The sequence below is a fragment of the Aquibacillus saliphilus genome, from assembly GCF_020404745.1.
Classification (GTDB): Bacteria; Bacillota; Bacilli; order Bacillales; family Amphibacillaceae; genus Aquibacillus; species Aquibacillus saliphilus.
This window is the reverse complement of the sequence record NZ_JAIZAP010000029.1, coordinates 19,670-38,271: the sequence shown is the minus strand read 5'-3', so window position 1 is coordinate 38,271 and position 18,602 is coordinate 19,670. Positions and strand designations below refer to the sequence as shown.

At 35.3% G+C, this 18,602-nt stretch carries 15 protein-coding genes and 1 riboswitch; of the genes, 5 read left to right on the top strand and 10 right to left on the bottom strand.

Annotated elements, in window-relative coordinates:
* Positions 1-176 precede the first annotated feature (176 nt).
* Together LD272_RS20865 and LD272_RS20860 are read right to left on the bottom strand one after the other, a co-directional pair.
* Complete coding sequence (locus LD272_RS20865) at positions 177-668, bottom strand: YajQ family cyclic di-GMP-binding protein (RefSeq protein WP_226038535.1); 492 nt, start codon at positions 666-668, stop codon at positions 177-179.
* Positions 669-787: 119 nt separating this feature from the next.
* Positions 788-1,339 (bottom strand): TVP38/TMEM64 family protein, encoded by a 552-nt coding sequence (locus LD272_RS20860; RefSeq protein WP_226038534.1) that lies wholly within the window; start codon positions 1,337-1,339, stop codon positions 788-790.
* Between the two features lie 211 nt (positions 1,340-1,550).
* Here LD272_RS20860 and LD272_RS20855 point away from each other — a divergent pair, with 211 nt between their 5' ends.
* Positions 1,551-1,928: an SLAP domain-containing protein gene (locus LD272_RS20855; RefSeq protein WP_226038533.1), complete on the top strand. Its 378-nt coding sequence runs from the start codon at positions 1,551-1,553 to the stop codon at positions 1,926-1,928.
* Between the two features lie 69 nt (positions 1,929-1,997).
* On the opposite strand, the gene LD272_RS20850 is transcribed toward LD272_RS20855, so the two are convergent.
* Positions 1,998-2,777 (bottom strand): TerC family protein, encoded by a 780-nt coding sequence (locus LD272_RS20850; protein ID WP_226038532.1) that lies wholly within the window; start codon positions 2,775-2,777, stop codon positions 1,998-2,000.
* A gap of 645 nt (positions 2,778-3,422) precedes the next feature.
* Here LD272_RS20850 and LD272_RS20845 point away from each other — a divergent pair.
* Positions 3,423-4,988, top strand: coding sequence for a hypothetical protein (locus LD272_RS20845; protein WP_439647413.1), 1,566 nt, complete (start codon positions 3,423-3,425; stop codon positions 4,986-4,988).
* Positions 4,989-5,094: 106 nt separating this feature from the next.
* Here the strand turns inward: LD272_RS20845 and LD272_RS20840 are convergent, their stop codons facing one another.
* From LD272_RS20840 to LD272_RS20825, 4 genes are all read right to left on the bottom strand, one after another.
* The gene (locus tag LD272_RS20840; RefSeq protein WP_226038531.1) at positions 5,095-6,150 is read right to left on the bottom strand and encodes a M42 family metallopeptidase; all 1,056 of its coding nucleotides are present in this window, start codon (positions 6,148-6,150) and stop codon (positions 5,095-5,097) included.
* Positions 6,151-6,292: 142 nt separating this feature from the next.
* A complete protein-coding gene (locus LD272_RS20835) occupies positions 6,293-6,604 on the bottom strand; it encodes a DUF3892 domain-containing protein (protein ID WP_226038530.1) in 312 nt (103 codons plus the stop codon).
* A gap of 69 nt (positions 6,605-6,673) precedes the next feature.
* Positions 6,674-7,993, bottom strand: a complete 1,320-nt coding sequence (locus tag LD272_RS20830) for a WD40/YVTN/BNR-like repeat-containing protein (protein WP_226038529.1) — start codon at positions 7,991-7,993, stop codon at positions 6,674-6,676.
* Positions 7,994-8,106: 113 nt separating this feature from the next.
* A complete protein-coding gene (locus tag LD272_RS20825) occupies positions 8,107-9,411 on the bottom strand; it encodes a hemolysin family protein (protein ID WP_226038528.1) in 1,305 nt (434 codons plus the stop codon).
* Between the two features lie 409 nt (positions 9,412-9,820).
* Here LD272_RS20825 and LD272_RS20820 point away from each other — a divergent pair, with 409 nt between their 5' ends.
* Complete coding sequence (locus tag LD272_RS20820) at positions 9,821-10,081, top strand: hypothetical protein (RefSeq protein WP_226038527.1); 261 nt, start codon at positions 9,821-9,823, stop codon at positions 10,079-10,081.
* 220 nt (positions 10,082-10,301) lie between these two features.
* On the top strand, positions 10,302-11,900 hold the full coding sequence (locus LD272_RS20815) for an aspartate:alanine exchanger family transporter (RefSeq protein WP_226038526.1): 1,599 nt from the start codon (positions 10,302-10,304) through the stop codon (positions 11,898-11,900).
* Positions 11,901-12,323: 423 nt separating this feature from the next.
* Here the strand turns inward: LD272_RS20815 and LD272_RS20810 are convergent, their stop codons facing one another.
* From LD272_RS20810 to LD272_RS20800, 3 genes are all read right to left on the bottom strand, one after another.
* The gene (locus LD272_RS20810) at positions 12,324-14,048 is read right to left on the bottom strand and encodes a methyl-accepting chemotaxis protein (RefSeq protein ID WP_369414015.1); all 1,725 of its coding nucleotides are present in this window, start codon (positions 14,046-14,048) and stop codon (positions 12,324-12,326) included.
* Positions 14,049-14,173: 125 nt separating this feature from the next.
* A riboswitch (cyclic di-GMP riboswitch) is annotated at positions 14,174-14,268 on the bottom strand.
* A 195-nt stretch (positions 14,269-14,463) separates the two neighbouring features.
* Positions 14,464-15,813: a TrkH family potassium uptake protein gene (locus LD272_RS20805; protein ID WP_226038536.1), complete on the bottom strand. Its 1,350-nt coding sequence runs from the start codon at positions 15,811-15,813 to the stop codon at positions 14,464-14,466.
* Between the two features lie 250 nt (positions 15,814-16,063).
* The gene (locus LD272_RS20800) at positions 16,064-17,278 is read right to left on the bottom strand and encodes an EAL domain-containing protein (RefSeq protein ID WP_226038524.1); all 1,215 of its coding nucleotides are present in this window, start codon (positions 17,276-17,278) and stop codon (positions 16,064-16,066) included.
* A 190-nt stretch (positions 17,279-17,468) separates the two neighbouring features.
* Between LD272_RS20800 and LD272_RS20795 the strand changes: the two genes are divergently transcribed.
* On the top strand, positions 17,469-18,596 hold the full coding sequence (locus tag LD272_RS20795) for a CapA family protein (RefSeq protein ID WP_226038523.1): 1,128 nt from the start codon (positions 17,469-17,471) through the stop codon (positions 18,594-18,596).
* The last annotated feature ends 6 nt before the right edge of the window (positions 18,597-18,602 follow it).

Below are 18,602 nucleotides of genomic sequence, written 5' to 3'. Positions count from 1 at the left end.
GATTTTGCCTCCGGCTTCCTTCAGATTCTATCTCACGATAGACACCCTTGCCATTGGCTAACAGTTCCTACTGCCAAGCCTGTAGTGGACTTTCACCACCAAGTTATAGCCCATGCCGGGCGCACAACAAAAAATAAACCTGCCCATAATATGGACAGGTTTATGCAAAATTCCACTTATCTGTAATTAATAAATTGTACATCGATTGGCAAGTTCGCCTCTCGGATTGCTGCCATGATACCTTGCAAATCGTCACGTTTTTTACCAGTGACACGAACTTGATCATCTTGTATCTGACTCTTCACCTTAAATCCGCTGTCTTTAATAATTTTGTTGATTTTTTTAGCATTATCCTTATCGATTCCTTGAATTAATTTTGCTCGTTGACGAACAGTTCCTTCAAATGCACTTTCAATTTTACCATAATCAATGTTTCTTGTTGAAACTTCACGTTTAATAAGCTTACCAATTAAGACGTCCTTCAGCTGCTCCAACTTATACTCATCATCAGAAACTAATACAAGCTCCCCATCTTCAACCGAAATTTTACTTTTACTTCCTTTGAAGTCATAACGAGTCTTAATTTCTTTTGTCGCCATCGTGACAGCGTTTGTTACTTCGGATAAATTAACTTCTGAAACAATATCAAATGAACTATCTTTTGCCATAATATACCTCCACTACTTTTAGTTCTACTATAACAGATAACCGAAAAATTCTCAGCGGGGATTATCCGGTTTTAAACCTAATATCTAACTATTATTTTTTTATGATAGCTTAATTCAATTTAGCTGATCTTTGTACCAGACTTATTTACTTTTCCTATATAACTATATATGATAACTAAAATAAGTAGCATTACTCCTGTTAAATACCAAGGTAATTCAGTAATAGCCTGACCGAAAGCTGTGTAAATGATAGCAGGCATGATTAGACCGAGGACAGAGTAATACATGTATTCCCTGAACGATTTTGCCATCTCCATTAGATAAAGAGAGAGTAAGTGAAAGTGAATAAATGGCATGATACGTAAAATCATCACTTGACTAACAGTAACGGTTCGGTCTTGAAACATTTTTTCCTTCAACCGAGCTACACCGGTACGAAACCTCGGGAATTTATTAACAAGCTGATAGAAAACTAAACTCATCAAAGAGAGTCCAATTAATGATAATATCGCACCTTCGATAAAGCCGAATAAAACCCCACCAGCAATACAAACTACAATAACTGGAAGAAATAAAAATGGCCGAAGTAAATGCAAAAGAATAAAAAGAACGGGTGCCAGCCATCCTGTACCTTCCATGAATGATTCAAGGGATTGGTTAAATTGATCCAAACGATCCCTCCTGACTACAAATAGTATTACTAATACTGAAGGATAAACCATAAACAAGAGAATTGCAATGGATTACTGTGCTGTAGGTTGTCTAGAGTTTTTACATTAAAATAATATTGACTAAATTTATAAGTAAAATGATTAGAATTATCACAAATAGACCTAAAAAATCCGAATATGTTAAACTATGAATGAATCGAGGTGCTAAACAATGCAAAAACTTCAGTTTGAACAAGCATGGAATAAGGCAATAGCAGAAAAAGACCGGGAACGAATTGAACAAACTTTTGAAGAGCTAAAGCTCACCAACAATAATGCCGTTCAATTAACCAGGTTATCGCAAGCAAAAAATTATAAAGGGGAATTATTAGTAACAGTGCTCGTTAATAATACCAGTGATCAACCCTTTTTCGTTAATAATACAAAAGTAGAATATAAAGAAAATGATCAAGTAATGGCAAAGCATACATTCACTACATCAGCACTAGTAGTTCAACCGAAAACAAGTATGCCCTGGACATTTATTTATCCTGTTGAAAGTATAGACAGTAAAACAATGTTTGAGAATGGAGAACTAGAAATAGTCTGAAATAATCCTGTAACAATAGATAACAAACGGTTGATGTATAGCATCAACCGTTTGTTATTAAGGGCTTTATTAATTTGAAGTTGAATTCAATACTACTTCCTTCTTTTCTTTCGTCAAAAACCATCCAGCGGCAGCAATACCAATTAAAATCGTATAGAAGAGTAACTTCCACTCCGTCGAATGAGCAAATTGATAGGAGATAATTCCAATGTCTGGATGTCCGAGTGTTAAGACAGCAAGCTTAACACCTACCCAGCCTACAATAGCAAATGCAGCAATTTCTAGTCCCGGCTTTGCTTGTAGCAATTTAACAAACAAATTAGCGGCAAACCGCATGATGATCAATCCGATTAACCCACCGGCAAATATGACGAGAAATTTCCCTCCATCCATTCCACCTATAGCAGGAAGATTTGTGTTTGGCAATGTCATTGCTAGGGCAACTGCAGCTAATATTGAATCTACAGCAAATGCAATGTCTGCTAACTCTACTTTTAAAACCGTTCCCCAAAATCCTGATTTTTTCTTCTCCTTTTTACCGTATTTTTCTACTTTATCTTTAAAGTAGAGCTTCCTCAGAATGTGATTAAGCGCGATAAATAACAGGTATAATGCACCAATTGCTTGGACTTGCCATACATCGACAAGAAAAGAAATAATAAATAATGATCCAAGTCGGAAAACAAAGGCACCAGCTAGCCCGTAAAAGAGTGCCTTTTTTCTTTCCTCGTCGGGAAGATGCTTAACCATAATTGCTAATACTAAGGCATTATCCGCAGCCAGCAAACCTTCAAGAGCAATTAATAATAGTAACACCCAACCATATTCAAATAAAATTGAAAGTTCCACTTTATTTCCCCTTTTAAATTCTATTTTTAAAGTTTTTCTAAAGTTACTTTATTTCTAATTTACGTATCTTCTCACGAGTTTAGTAACTTGCTATATATCCGTTTGCAACAAGTTTCTTTCGATTCTTTTCTTAATCGTCATCACCCCATTCTTTTACATATTTATTGAAGTTTCCTAGTTTGATAATCGTTTTTTGTCAAACAAAAAACCCTTACCAGAAATGGCAAAGGTTTTTTTTAGACAATAAAAGACCTTTACCAATAGGCAAAGGTCTTGCTAACAACGATCGTTGCCAACAAAGCCGAGAGAATTTATCTCCGTAATGACGACTTTGTTGTAAAAGCTACTCCCCTTTGAGGAGAACTATTCAATTATTAGATATAATATAATCTATTTATAGCTGAATAGTCAATATAAATTTTATATATATATCATTCCCTGAAACTTTCCACTAACCTATACCGTATTACAAGAGACAGAAATATTCTGTTATGAATAGGAGGAATTTTTATCGGTAACATACTATTATTTTCACTTATCGTTTGGTTAGCTTCTGCACTTATCATTATCCCAGTTTCAAGTAGTCGGAAAACAAACAAAAAGAAAGATAAAAAGAATCAAATTACCTGGCCACTGATTCTATTGGTGATTCTTATTATCCCTATTGTGTTTGCCGTCTATTACTTTTCAAATCTAGATCGCAACATTTCATCCCTTTGGCCATTTTTAATTTTAGTCACTGGAACTGGTGCTTTCTTATCTACCGGTAAAGAAAGATTAGTAAAGGCAGTCTTATTCTTAGCAAGTCTTGTTCTCGCAATCTATTTCTTAACTGCGTTCGTATTTAATGCAAACGAGAAATATGACTATGCTCAGATGGAAGAGAAAACTGAAATTCAACCGTTTGATGAAACAAAAACACCAGCTAGCGTCCCGCCTCAATTTGCTCATAATAAGATGAGAAAGGCATTTGGGCAAGTACCTAATACTAGCTACTTTGAACTTGGAAATCTGCAAATACAGAAGGTAAATGGAGAATATGTTTATATTGCTCCAGTTGAATTCTCAGGATTTTTCAAATGGTGGAATGGTGATCAAACACCTGGTTATTTCACTTTGAGTGCAACCGATTCTTCAGCCAATCCTAAGTTCATTGAGGAGGAAATGGTTTACACTCCATCTTCTTACTTCAATAAAAATATTGAACGTCATATTCGTATCCAATATCCAAATCACATCTTTTACGGTGATGTTCAGCTAGAAGTGAATGATGATGGAAAACCTTATTACGTTCGAACATATGGTGACTTTATATCTGCAAGAAATGGATTCACTGTACAAGGTGTTGTCGTTGTTGATCCTAAAGACGGTAGCACAAAAACATATAACATTGATAATTCGCCTGAATTTATTGATGGAGCTGTATCACCTGAAGCAGTTAGTATTCAGAACAGCTACTACGGAAATTATATCCATGGCTTTTGGAATAGCCTTTTTGCTAAATCCGATGTGAAATTACCTTCTGATGAAGGTACAGAAGCAAATGTCAGCCCAATATTTGATGAAAATGGTGCTATGTATTACTTCACTGATTTCACAAGTCCAAAAGAAGGAGTAGACTCGATGCTTGGTTACTCCCTCACACACGCTCGGACTGGAGAAGCTGTATTCTATACCGGAAGTCTAGAAGATTCGTACATGGATTCTCAAGGTGCACTGGATATTATCGAAAAACAATTTATCGAAAAACAATTTATCGAAAAAGAATGGATGGGTGAAATGCCTGTTCTATATAATTTTTATGGAGAAGCTAGTTGGTTAACTCCTGTAATGGACTCCAATGGTTTTCTGAAAAACTATTTCATTGTTTCAGCAGCAAATCCCGAGATTTCCGTTTACGCCGATACTCCAAATGAAGCATTAAAAAGTTATAAGACCGCTTTACAACGGGGTGGAAGCAGTGTGGATGGCAGCTCTAATGCTGAAGAAAAACAAGTCACAGGTACTGTTTTGCGAGTTTATAAAGAAAAAGCAGAAAACTTCACGATTGTATCATTCCTGTTGGATAACAAACAAAGTTATATCATTTCATCTGAGAATGATCCATTAGCCATTTATCTAGAAGAAGATGATACTGTCTCTGCTACCTATTTAGACACTGGCGAAAACTTCTTACCTGTTAAGGATATTGTGATTGAGGGATTGGAATAAAAAATATGTACAGACGATAAAGGATACTAGGTATCCTTTATCGTTTTTTTCATAACAGAACCACCGATGCCTTACACCAACAGTTTTGTTACATAATCTAAATTCATCAGTAGGAAACTAAATCAGATTGCACATAATGAAATAATAACTTTTCTGTCTGCTCTAGAGATGATTCATGTGTCCGCTCAAATGCGTGCGATGAATCAATTCCAGGGCCAATCAGACCATGGATAATATCATGTCCTGCACGAATAGCCGCTGATGCATCAGAACCATAGTGTGGATATATATCTACCTTATAGCCGATATCATTCGTTTTAGCCAGCTCAACTAAATGTTGGCGCAGTTCATAGTGATATGGACCACTAGAATCCTTGGCACAAATCGATACAGTATATTCGTCTGTCGTTTGTCCATCTCCCATCGCTCCCATATCAACAGCTAAATACTCGACTGTTTCAGGTGTAATGTTCGAATTACCTCCATAACCAATTTCTTCATTATTGGAAATTAGAAAATGAGTCGTATATGGCAACGTCATGTTTTCCTCTTTAATTTTTTTAATTAATTGCAAAAGAATAGCTACACTTGCTTTATCATCTAAATGACGAGATTTGATAAAGCCATTGTCAGTCATCTCAACACGGGGATCAAACGAGACAAAATCACCAACTTCAATCCCAAGTTTCCGGATATCCTCGGCACTATCTACCTTTGCGTCAATACGAACTTCGATATTTTCTTGATTTCGTTCGGCCTTACCTGCATCCTTATAAACATGAACAGAAGTCTGGTGCATCAAGATTGTACCAGTTAACACCTGACCAGCTGTCGTTTGAATTTCGCAATACTCTCCTTCAATTGAGTTATAACGAAACCCTCCTATCAAGTCTAAGCGAAGTCTCCCGTTTGATTTTACTTCTTTTACGATTGCCCCAAGTGTATCAACGTGAGCAGTAAGCATACGTTGCTCCTCTTGATTCGTACCAGGTAGAGTAGCAATTAGCCCCCCTTTTCGATTCCGATTCGTTTCGACATTTAAGTTCTGCAAGTATGATTCCACAAATTGAATAACTTTTTTCGTGTTACCTGATGGGCTTGGTATCGTTACTAGTTCTTTAATTAGTTGTTTTGTTTCAGTTACGTCTGGATATGTATTCATGGTAAAGCTCCTTTCTAAAACTAAGTCCTCTGTATTTTATCGTTAAATACTAAGTCTAACAACAAGATTAGACCTGGACAACTAGTAAAGCCTGCCCACATATCTCCTGCAGGCAGGCGCTCCTATTACTATTAATAAAAAACTAAAAGGTGTCTAAATTAGACAGATTATTCTTTTTAATACCATCAGGTTCACTGCGAATAATATCTCTGCCATACCTATGAAACACATCGACATCACTTAGCTTGCCCGATTTTGCTTCATTAAGGGCAGTTAGATAATCTAATTCTCGGCCGCTAGTTGTTTTGAAAGCAATAATATCACCATCATCATTTTTTCGAACCGCAGCGATGTGTTCTAAGTCTGAATCATCCTTCTCCTGTTCCAATCGAGCTTGATCTTCGCCCTGTTGTTTGTAGTTCTGATATATTTGATCAAAATCTTTATTATTCATTTCATCACCTCCCGAACATACGTTTAGTATGTTCGAGAGGGGTAGTTTTAAGTCGTTATTTTTACTTGTTTAGTCTAATACGTTCTCCGGATCAACCAAATTAGCAAAATTCCATGTTTCACCCTCATCAATCGATATATACCTTGCTAACACATTACCACCTTGATAGTCTCCGTTTGGACCTTGATTCACTAACAATGTTCCTTGAGTGCCATCAAAAGATGGGGCTTCTGCCTCAGTAAATATACCCTTATATTCGGTTGGTATTGGAACATTTACTTCCTCCCAATTGAATCCACCATCGACGGTACGATACAACGTTGGCTCTTTTGGCGCTCCGTTCTCTGATATGGGTGAAAACGAAATGAAACCTAATTTGTCTGTTATGAATCCCCCATCTAATACCAACCGGTAAGTATCTTCAACGGAACCAACATTTCTCCAAGTCATGCCACCATCATTTGTTGTAAATATAGTGTTGGCCTCACTACTCATTGTCCTGTCACTAGTAATAATGAGATACCCGTTCTGTTCTGAAGTAAATCCTATCATTCTCATCCGAACAGGTGACCGTTGTTCTGTGACGACCACCTCATCCCAAGTTTTACCTTGATTACTGGAAAGAAGCACACGCAGTTCTGGATAAGCCTCCGAGTTGTCCTGCTGATCTAGATTCGTTTGATAAACAAATGCTGTTTTTTGAGGAGTGATAACGAAGCTATTATCAATCAAATTATTTTTTTGTCCACTATAATCACCATTAAATAAATCCTCAACAACAACCGGAACCTCGCTCCAATCTTTCCCGTTTTTATAGGTTATTCTTAAGGTGTTATCAACAATTTCGTAGCGAATTGCTTCGTCTTTAACGTCTATTCCAGCTTGCTTTTGATAAGTATCCTCTACAGGTTCTAAACCGGCAATTGTTCCATTTATTGGTTCAATGCGATCCAGTGAGTATGTTTGTTGATCAATTTTCTTTATCCTTAATGTCCACTGAATCTCTTCCACCATTCCATCATCCTGCACTTCTCCCCAGCTATGATGGGTAGACCATTTCCCTCGTTCTAGTTTTGTTTGAAATGTGACTGCCATAGCAAATTCTTGTTTATTTCCAGCTAACAGCTGAAATTCATTGAATCCAACTTCTGTAATTCTGTTCCAAGAATTTGTATCACTCGCTTGGAAGGACTGCAGATAATCATTAATTAAACGATAAGCTATTTGTTCCATGTCTATATCTGGGTCTTTTATTTCCATTGTCACTGGCAAATTCTCATTCAAGTTGTCTTGATAAAATTGAAAATAATAAATAATTACCCAAGCTAACAGAAACGTAATTGCAGCACCTATAATTATTACTTGTTTCTTATTCGGCGATTTCCCCATTACATACTCCCTCACAAGTTATTACGACTGCACGATAAAGTTAGACTTTAGTATCTAGCTTTAATTGATAGTCAATAAACAGCCACTTTGGTTTTATCTTATTGTATCAATAATTACTCCACCGTTACATTCACTTCTTCAATTCGTTTTTCAGACATTTTAACTACTTCGAATCTTAAATTTTTATATTGAATGATTGGTAATTCTTCTCTTTTAGGAATGTAGCCAAGTTGTCCAACTAGAAAACCGTTTAAAGTATCATAATCATCACTAGGTAAATCCAATCCTAGTACCTCCCCTACATGATGAAGATGAGTTGTTCCTGACATCTTATAGGAGTTAGATTCTAATTTTTCTATATCTACATCTTTTACACCTGAATAATCGTGTTCACTTAATATTTCTCCAACTATTTCTTCAATCACATCCTCGATGGTAATTAGTCCATCAGTACCACCATACTCGTCTAACACAATTCCAATATGAACATTGTTCTTTTTCATATCCTGAAAAATAGCATCTATTCTCTGGGTTTCTAACACGAAATATGGTTTCCTTAGCATTTTTTTTAAGTTAAAACTCTCTTGCTCATTTTTTTGGACAAATTGAATTAAATCTTTTGAATGCAAAATCCCAACTACTTTATCAATATCTTTCTCGTAGACTGGAAATCGAGTGTATCTTTTCGCATTCACTAATTGAGCAACTTCTTGCAATTTTGCTTCAGCAGATAGAGCTACCATATTGGTTCGGTGTGTCATAATATCAGAAACAGTTTTATCATTAAATTCAAAAATTTTGTTAATCATTAATTTTTCATTATCATTAATTGTACCCCGCTCCCCACCTACATCTACCATCATTCTTATTTCTTCTTCGGTAGCCTCTTCACTTTCGGCATTAGGATCGACACCGAATAATCGAACTATCGCATTCGTTGAAAAGTTCAAAAACAAAACGAATGGTAAACTAATTTTAAATAAAAAAGTAAGTGGAATTACAGCGAAATTTGAAATTGCTTCAGGTTTTTGTAAAGCAAGTTGTTTCGGGACCAGCTCCCCAATTACCAAAGTAAAGTATGACAATATAATGGTTACTGCCACGACTGATATTGTCTCGAGCATATTTAACGAGAGTGGAATTCCTAAATTATGTAATGCTTGTGCCAGTGGACCTGCGAAATTACCAGCAGCAAACGCACTAGCTAAAAACCCAGCTAATGTTATTCCAATTTGGATTGTAGCTAGAAATCTTCCCGGAGATGATAAAAGATGAAGCAGCATTTTTGCCTTTTTATCGCCATGATCCGCCTTCTTCTTGACCTTATTATCATTTAGAGAAACAAGAGCAATTTCAGAAGCGGCAAAAAATGCATTAAGGATAATTAATACAACAAGAATAATTATTTCAATTGACAAGGGAAATACCTCCATTTACATTGTTCAACACTTTCACCAAGGATGTATTACTATTTTGGACACTCCTACTTTATATACTATCTATCACATCTATTTGATTCAAGTTTCCTATTTATACTAGCTAATTATTATTATACTGTTACCGAGTCAATTTTATAATTACAATATCAAGCCATATCCTGACAATATATAGTTGGAAAAGGATCAGGTCCAATTTTTGTGTTGTGCCCTGTTGGCAGTAAATAGGTAGTATAAAATTGATTAACAATTAATAATAAAATAAATTATTTGTTATCTTTTAAATTTTTTTATTACTACCAATTAGAATTTGCACCGGAAAGAAGGACATACTTTTAAATAAAAGGAGTGAATACTTATCAATTTTGATATTACAACAATTAGTAATCAGATGCCGGATTTTGAGAACCATGAACAGGCTAGAGAATGGTTCAAAGGTGAATTTCAGAATAGATTTTCATTAAGAGGTAGCCATGAAGTCGATGGAAAGAGAGTATTTTATTACCATCTTATTAAGCAACCTGAAAAGTATAATCGTTACATGGAAAGCTTTGCAAAACCAGTTAAACACGAAATTACTAACTTCGATACGTTTGAAAGCTACTCAACTGTAGAAATTAGTGATGACGGAGACGTTAGTTTTACTATTTAAACGATATGGGTTTTCAAATAGGTCCTTGAAAAGTCAAGGGCCTTTTCTTGCTATTATTCTATTCTTTTAATCCAGTATACTAATGTTGATATGTAAACGCTTTGACTATGGCAATCTTGTGAAAATATTAACAATTATATCCTTTTTGCATTATAAAGCGATATAATAAACTTTAGATATTAAAAAGATAACTCGGTAAACGAATTTGGAGGAAGTAAAAGTGGAATTACTAGTAGCTTTATTAGAAGAGCCACTGTTATTATTAGTCGTTATTCTATTTCTTGGATCATGGCTTGGTCAAACCAAAATAAAAGGGCTTAGTTTAGGCTCAGCCGGCGTGCTCCTTGTCGCAATGGTTTTTGGACATTTTGGTTACCAAGTTTCTTCGATTGTGCAAAACTTTGGTCTAAGCTTATTTATTGTGGCTGTTGGATTGCAAGCTGGGCCTCGTTTTTTTAGAATGATGCGTTCGAGCGGAATAATATTTGGAATAATTGGTTTATTAGTTGTTCTTGTCGCATCCATCACTACAGTAATTATTTCTAAAGTATTCAATCTGTCAGAAGCATTAAGTATTGGATTAATGACTGGCGCTTTAACTAGTACACCAGGTTTAGCTGCGGCAATTCAAGCTACTAATGACCCGATAGCATCAGTAGGATACGGAATTGCGTATCCTTTTGGTGTTTTAGCTGTTGTCTTATTTGTTCAACTATTGCCTAGAGTACTAAAAGTCGATTTGATGAAGGATTTACAACAGACCGATAATCCTGCTAGAAATGAAGAATCTCCAGAAGTTACTACAATTGAAGTAACAAACCCTGCAATTAACAAGCATACGTTAAAAGAACTAAGGTTTCAAAGAAATAATTCAGTTGTTATTAGCCGTGTTATTCGGAACAATCGCAATATCATCGCTTTAAGCGATACGGTAATCTTAAAAGGAGATAACCTTGTTACCGTGGGAATGAGATCCGATTTAGAGAAGTTTAGAAAGTATGCAGGCAAGGAAGTCGAAACCAACCTTGTAAATACTGACCACATTAAACTTCGTAAGGTCACGATCGATTCAGAAGATATAATCGGAAAAAATATTAAAGAATTACGTTTAAGGAGAAATTACGGAGTAACAGTTACACGTATCGAACGTGGTGGTTTTGAGTCTAATCAAAACGCTAAAATCCGATTGGAAAGAGGCGATGTTCTGACGATTGTAAGTAGTGAAGACCGGTTAAATGAAGTCGAGAAATTGTTTACTAGAAGGACTTTGGCAGTAACCAATGTTCACATATTTTCATTAAGTATTATTCTATTATTCGGGATTTTACTTGGTATGGTGCCAATTCATATACCCGGATTAGGTACAATATCGTTAGGTGTTGCTGGTGGGCCCTTGTTTGTTGCATTAATCGTTGGTCACTTCGGTAAAATAGGACCGATACAAGCACGTTATTATCAACCTTCTAATCAAGTAATTCGCGATATTGGACTTGTTCTATTCTTAGCTGGGGCTGGTACTACTGCTGGACAAGGACTCGTAGATGTTGTCCAAACAGAAGGTCTAAGGTTGGTTTTTGGTGGAACATTAATTACTATTGTTCCGATTATTGCCGGCTTTCTTCTTGCTAGAAAAGCCTTCAAGCTTAGTATTGTGCATTCTTTCGGCGCACTTTGTGGTGGTATGACGAGCACCCCAGGACTCGGTGCTGTTAACCAACTCATTGATACAGATGACCCCGCAATCGCCTATGCAGCTGCTTATCCATTTGCACTTATATTTGTTGCAATTGCATCACAATTACTGATCTTTTTCTTATAATAAGCACTAAACATTAACAGTAAAAATACTGTTCAAAAAGGTACGTAGTTCAGTTTGATGAAGAAAATCAGGAATAATAATTGAAATAACACACTAAATCGCATGGTGATTGGTATTCTATTTTTCATTGCTATAACAATTTAAAGATAAAAAAATCCCTATTAACATCGCAATAGTACAAAAATTAACACCTTACTAATAGAAGTTAGTAAGGTGTTATTTACAAGCACAATCAAAATTTATATACTCAAAAAACCCTTTGATAAAATTTCATTTTATCAAAGGGTTTTTTATGCTAATTGAGGTGCTAAAAATAATGCAAAAAATTACACTAATAGTTATCTGTTTTGTTGTTTTCTCCACGGTAAATGAACTACTTATCCTAAAGGATAGAGGTTTTTACTAGATAGTCGGAATGTGCCGCTATAATTTAAATTGACGAACAAGGCCATTTAATTCATCAGCTAATTCGGCGAGTTGCTCGTAGCTCCTTGCTACTTCTTCCATTGAACTATTCGCCTGTTGAGCTGTAGCTGAGGTTTGTTCTACACCGGCTGCTGACTCTTCCGAAACAGAGGCAATTTCCTCGATTGCAGCACTCATTTCTTGGCTGCTTGCGGACATCGTAGATAAGTTACCTGTTACTGTTTCTATATTGGCAACCATATCCTTCATCGAAGTATTAATCTTTGTAAATGTTTGTTTGGTCGTTTCCATTTGATTCGTTCCTTTTTCTACTTCTTTATATCCACCTTGAAGTGACTTGACTACACTAGTCGATTCCGATTGAATTCCCCCAACGATACCAGTAATATTCGTAACAGATACTCTTACTTGCTCAGCAAGTTTTCGCACTTCATCTGCCACAACTGCAAAGCCCTTGCCATGCTCTCCGGCGCGAGCTGCCTCAATCGCTGCATTTAATGCTAATAGGTTAGTCTGATCAGCGATATCTTTAATCACAGATACTAACTTTGAAATTTCCTTTGATTGTGTATCTAATCCTTTAACTTTTTCGACAGCTGCTTGTACAATTTGGTCAATTGCGCCCATTTGTTTGGCAGATAACTCCATCAATTGCATACCTTCTGTTGTGATCGCAAGCACCTCATTTGACGAGGTATAAATGTAATCACCATTCACATTTGCTTCTTGCATTTGAGCTGAAAATGTTTCTATAACTGAAGCAAGGTCACTTGCATTATTCGCTTGTGATTCGGATCCAGATGACAATTCTTGCATTGTCGTCGCAATTTGAGTTGAACCTGCCTTTATTTCATTTGATGATTGTGTCAATTCTTCACTTTTACCTTTAACAGTTTCTGATATATCAGAAACTTGTTGAATCATATTTCTTAGATTTGTGGTCATTTTATTTATAGAAAATGCGATGCGACCAATTTCATCCTTGCCATCATAATTAATTGTTTCGACTTTAAGATTACCCTCTGCAATTTGATTACTTATCGCTACAACCTTATTGAGGTTCTTCGAAACTGTTCGACTAAGAATGAAAGCAAGTGAGCCACCTATAACGATAGATATTATCATCGATGCAATCAAAACAATAATTGATAGCTGCTGATTATTCTCTGCCGCGGTTACCGCGCTTAGTCGTTCTTTATTTACAATCGTTTTTAAATTTGTTAATAACTCTCCTGTTTCTGTTCGAAGTTCGTTCGCCTCATTAGCTAAACTATTTCCCATTGCTCGATTACCACTGAGCATCGTTGGAATGATTTCTTTTAAAAATAGTTGATCCAATTCTTTATTATTTGCGACAATTTGATCAAATAAATTCGCTTGCTCAGAGGTATTCATTTCATCCTTTAATTCCGCTACTATTTGATTAAACTTCTCTTGATAACTTTTGTATTCATCTATAGTATTTTCTTCTGGAGATTGTACATAGGTGACAATACGCACGCCCTTAGAGTCAGTTAATGAGTTCATCTCGGTAACACTAATTACCTGGTCACCTGTTCCTGCCTGGATATCCATACTTTCCCTTACATCCATGTTTAGTATTGTTGCAATTACTGTTGAAAGGCCAAACAACGCAAAAATAACAACTAAAATAAAACCGTATTTCTTACCAATAGTTATATCTTTGAACTTTTTGATTTTTAATCTTTTTGTTTTAAACACGTGTTTTCCCCCAGACATTTTCAACTTTTTAGGTTTAGCGTACTATCAAACTCTGATAAAAAACAAAAAGGCTATCCACACAAATATGAGGATAGCCAATTAGATTAAAGTTTTAATAATCCATACTTGGTAGCCAGGCTATCATGGTAAAGGATTTATCCCTTACGTTAGATCCTCGACTTTGCGCCATATCCTTTCGAATAATTTGCCTTTACATCCTATGGAATTTCACTAGGTATTTAGTATCATTAAGTTTAATAGTATAGCAATATAACATTTAATTCAACTAAATTTCGACAATGTTACCAATATTTATTAAATTAAATCTACCATCTTGGAATATGAACAGTATTATTCATTTCGAATAATGAATAGTAAGACTTAAATTTTTAAAAGATTGCACTCTTTAAGATTATTAACCAACAATAATTCGTTCCGTTGGATAGTGGTATTTCACCTGCGTTTGGTTTCGATGAAATAAGAATATAAATGATAAAATACCTATTCTTCCAATAAACATCAGTGCAATAATGACCATTTTCCCTATTTGGCTTAATTCAGGAGTAATTCCCATTGATAAACCAGTTGTACCAAAAGCAGAACTAACTTCAAACATGATTGGCATTAAACTAAACTGTTCCGTTTCTAACAGAATAACAATTGCTACAAAACAAATTAGAAAGGCAAGGAAACTAACAACAACTGATTTCCTAATATCATCCTCATGTATTTCGCGTTTAAATACCTTAATATTTTTTTGACCTTTCGCAAATGAGAACAGTAATAGTAAGATTACCGCAAAGGTAGTTGTTCTTATTCCTCCTCCAACCGAACTTGGCGAAGCACCAATAAACATTAAAAAGCATAAAGCCAATAACGTAGGTTCGGAAAATAGACTCACATCCATAGTAGCTAGTCCACCATTCCTAGTTGTAGATGATTGAAAGAGTGCATAAAAAAAGGATTCATGCCAACTTTTGTCTACAAAAAAATGATTTGCTTCAAATAATAAAATAACAATTGTTCCAAAAATCATTAAAGCAAAGAACGTTACAGTAGTTAATTTTGTATATAAGGAAAAATGATTAAAGCTTCTTTTTTTACTCGTTAGAAAATCTTTTAGTTCAATAAGTACTGGAAAGCCAATCGCTCCTAATGTTAATAAAATTATGGTAACAAATTGAACGAAGTAATCACTAGCAAACGGAATAAGTGAACTACCCGTTATATCAAATCCAGCATTTGTTGTTGCACTAACCGAAGCAAATAAACCTTGAAAATAAGCTTCTTGCCAACTCGAAAAATAATTAAGAAAATAAGTGCCTAACACAAGCGTTCCTATCAGTTCGATTATAACAATAATCAGTAAGATTTGTTTCATCAGTCTGACTAACCCTGATAAGTAAGACTGGTTTTGATCAGTCATGATTAACTGTCTTTCTTTCATACCTATCTTTTTCCCTATCAGCAACCAAAAAAAGGTACCCAGAGTCATGATTCCTATTCCACCAAACTGCAGGATAAATAACAGGAAGAATACTCCGGTAGTACTAAATGTATCCGCGGTCGTTACTACCGTTAAACCTGTCACGCTTAATGCACTGACTGCCGTAAACACAATATCTACAAAAGACCATTTAACGCCTGGTTGTAGCGCAATAGGTAAACTAAGTAAACAGACTGAAACAATGGCAGCAATAAGATAAAAAGAAACAATTATTTGTGAAGGTTTTAAGTTGTTTTTTTTTAGAATTGGGTTTTTCATCATGACTTTACATCCTTTTTATTTTCAATTGTAATAAGTTCATCTGATACACGTATCTTACATTTAAAAAAATATTTGATATTTTCATATATTAATAAACTAGAATTTACTCCTATTCACACCACTTGTCAACATGATTAAAAACTTTATAGACTTTTCAAAAAATAACCTTTTGTTATGATATACACGCTTTGTATATATTACAAAAAAACCATCACCCAAGGATGATGGCTCCATCTAGACTGCACTACTAAATAAGTAAAGATTCATTATCATAAATAAACGAATAGCGTATGTCAATAAACAAAAAATGTTGGTCAGATAACGGATAGCTAAAGGTACGAATCATTTCTCTTGTTTCAATATCTGAATAAATATCAGATAAAATCCCCCTACTCCATGTTCTCATCTGCACCATATTCTCTAAGAAATAGGGACGAAACGACCAATTTGAGCCCTTCTTATTTGATTCAATCTCCCAGATATCATCTAGCTTTCGAAAGTTGGAAGAGACTTGCTGTCCATCACTGTTACAAACGTACATACGAAAACTTTCCTCATCAAATTGGTTGGTAACAAGCTCGATAAACGAATCAGCTTTTTTAGTTCCGTCAAAGCGCGGAAGGAGATCTTTCACCCTTTGTTCCCAGTGTAAGAGGTAGGTTAACCGCTCTTCTATCAATGCTTTTTCACGCGTAATATACTCCGTAACTTTTTCACCAACATTTACTGCTAGTGCATCCTCTGATGTAAGGCCGAATTCAGGCCTGGCTAGATAGTACCCTTGATAATAACGACCGCCATGCTTCCAACCAAAGTAGAGCTGATAGTCTTCTTCAATGTTTTCAAACAGTAATGCAGAGCCGATCCGACGCGCAAGCAACGAGAGTGAATACATAATATCTTGAAAGCCCTCGGTTTTATTTTTACGAATAATAGTTGTATCAATCTTAAGAATATGAGGTTCGAGCTGCCGTATTCTGTCAATGTTAGAACTTTTTGCCCCAACATGATCTACAGCAATTTGCACCCCATACGTTTTGTAATAAAGAAGTAAATGATTAAGGATTTCAAAATCCTCATCAAAGTCATGTTCTGTAACTTCGATGACAATCCGGTTCATAGCAAATCCCTTTTCTTCAAACATAATCAGTGTTTGAAGTAAGTCTTCTCCATCATTTACTAGCAACTGCTTTGCATTTCGATTGATAAATAAGAGACCTTCCCTATTTAACTCAAGCATTTCTGTAATAGCTATATGTAATAAGTGTTGATCAACTTCAACTTTAAAATCATCCGGCACGTCAGTATCATGAAAAAAATCACCTAGACTTAGCCATTGATCGCCATTGTCATATCTGCCTAATACTTCATATCCGATTATATTGTGCCTAATTGCGCTTACAATCGGTTGGTAAACAGGTTTTATTTTATCTAGATTTCCTACAATATCTAAAGGATCCATGCCCTATCCTCCTTAATTACCATTACTTGTTAACAATTCTTCCTTCCTATTACTATACCATTTCCTTTTTCCTTTTACAGGACAAGTAGTTATAAACTTTTATTTTTAAAATTAGAATACTCTACACTTTTAATAAATAAACATATAAAATATCTGACTTTTTTTATCAACATTCTGCGGGGTGTTTATTTTGGTATTGTTGAAAATTTCAGCTTTTTCCACTTTATTTTTTGCTTCTCTATTCGGTTTTTTTCAATCCGAAACCATACCATTACCAGGAAAAATTCACGCTGCTAAAAATGTTTCTGTCATCACTTTATATAAACCTTCATATAAACTAGCAAATCCAACAGCAGTAACAATCAGTGCAGCAGGAGACGTTACGATTGGGAGTGACGATAATTTTGGCTACCATGGTACATTTCATCACGAAATGGACAATCAAGGAGTTGACTTCTTCGGAGAAAATGTAAGAGATATTTTTAAAGAAGATGATTTGACTATTGTGAATTTGGAAACAACATTAACGGATTATTCCCAGAAAGCGGATAAAAAATTCCGTTTCAAAGGTAAAGAGTATTATACAGAAATACTTACAAATTCAAGCATAGAAGCCGTTAATTTAGCTAATAACCACACTTACGATTATCTGCAAAAAGGGTATGACGATACCATTGAAAACCTCACTAAGCATGATGTATCCTCTTTTGGCTATCAGCGATTATATTTAGCAGAAATTAATGGTGTGAAAATAGGAGCGTTAGGATACAAGGGGTGGGTTGACTCTGCCGATGTTCGACAAAGGCTAGAGGAAGATATAAATACTCTTAAGGAAAACGGAGCTCAAGTGATTATTGCAAATTTCCATTGGGGAGACGAACGACACTACATTCCTAACAACACGCAAACCTCATTAGGCAGATTTGCTATCGATACTGGAGCTGACCTTGTTCTTGGTCATCATCCGCATGTTGTTCAAGGAATTGAAAACTACAAAGATAAATTTATCGTCTACAGCCTAGGTAATTTTATGTTCGGGGGAAACAGAAATCCTGATGACAAAGATACTTTTATTTTTCAACAAACATTCCATCTAGCTTACAATAAATTAACTGCTAAAAAGGATATTAAGATTATTCCCACTAGCATTTCCTCAACCGATGAACGGAACAATTATCAACCTACTCCCTTAAAAGGAGAAAATGCAGCAAGAGTTCTAGATAAAATCCTATCCTTAAGCAATGAAATTAATAAAGATCTTATTGCTGACGAATATAAACTTGAAAATAATGTTGCCTTATTAATAGATTCGGAGTAAAAATGA

Excerpts from the sequence above, each read along its gene's own strand:
- LD272_RS20865 (WP_226038535.1), bottom strand. The coding sequence starts at position 668 with ATGGCAAAAGATAGTTCATTTGATATTGTTTCAGAAGTTAATTTATCC.
- LD272_RS20855 (WP_226038533.1), top strand. The coding sequence starts at position 1,551 with ATGCAAAAACTTCAGTTTGAACAAGCATGGAATAAGGCAATAGCAGAA.
- LD272_RS20840 (WP_226038531.1), bottom strand. The coding sequence starts at position 6,150 with ATGAATACATATCCAGACGTAACTGAAACAAAACAACTAATTAAAGAA.
- LD272_RS20835 (WP_226038530.1), bottom strand. The coding sequence starts at position 6,604 with ATGAATAATAAAGATTTTGATCAAATATATCAGAACTACAAACAACAG.
- LD272_RS20830 (WP_226038529.1), bottom strand. The coding sequence starts at position 7,993 with ATGGGGAAATCGCCGAATAAGAAACAAGTAATAATTATAGGTGCTGCA.
- LD272_RS20820 (WP_226038527.1), top strand. The coding sequence starts at position 9,821 with ATGCCGGATTTTGAGAACCATGAACAGGCTAGAGAATGGTTCAAAGGT.
- LD272_RS20805 (WP_226038536.1), bottom strand. The coding sequence starts at position 15,813 with ATGAAAAACCCAATTCTAAAAAAAAACAACTTAAAACCTTCACAAATA.
- LD272_RS20800 (WP_226038524.1), bottom strand. The coding sequence starts at position 17,278 with ATGGATCCTTTAGATATTGTAGGAAATCTAGATAAAATAAAACCTGTT.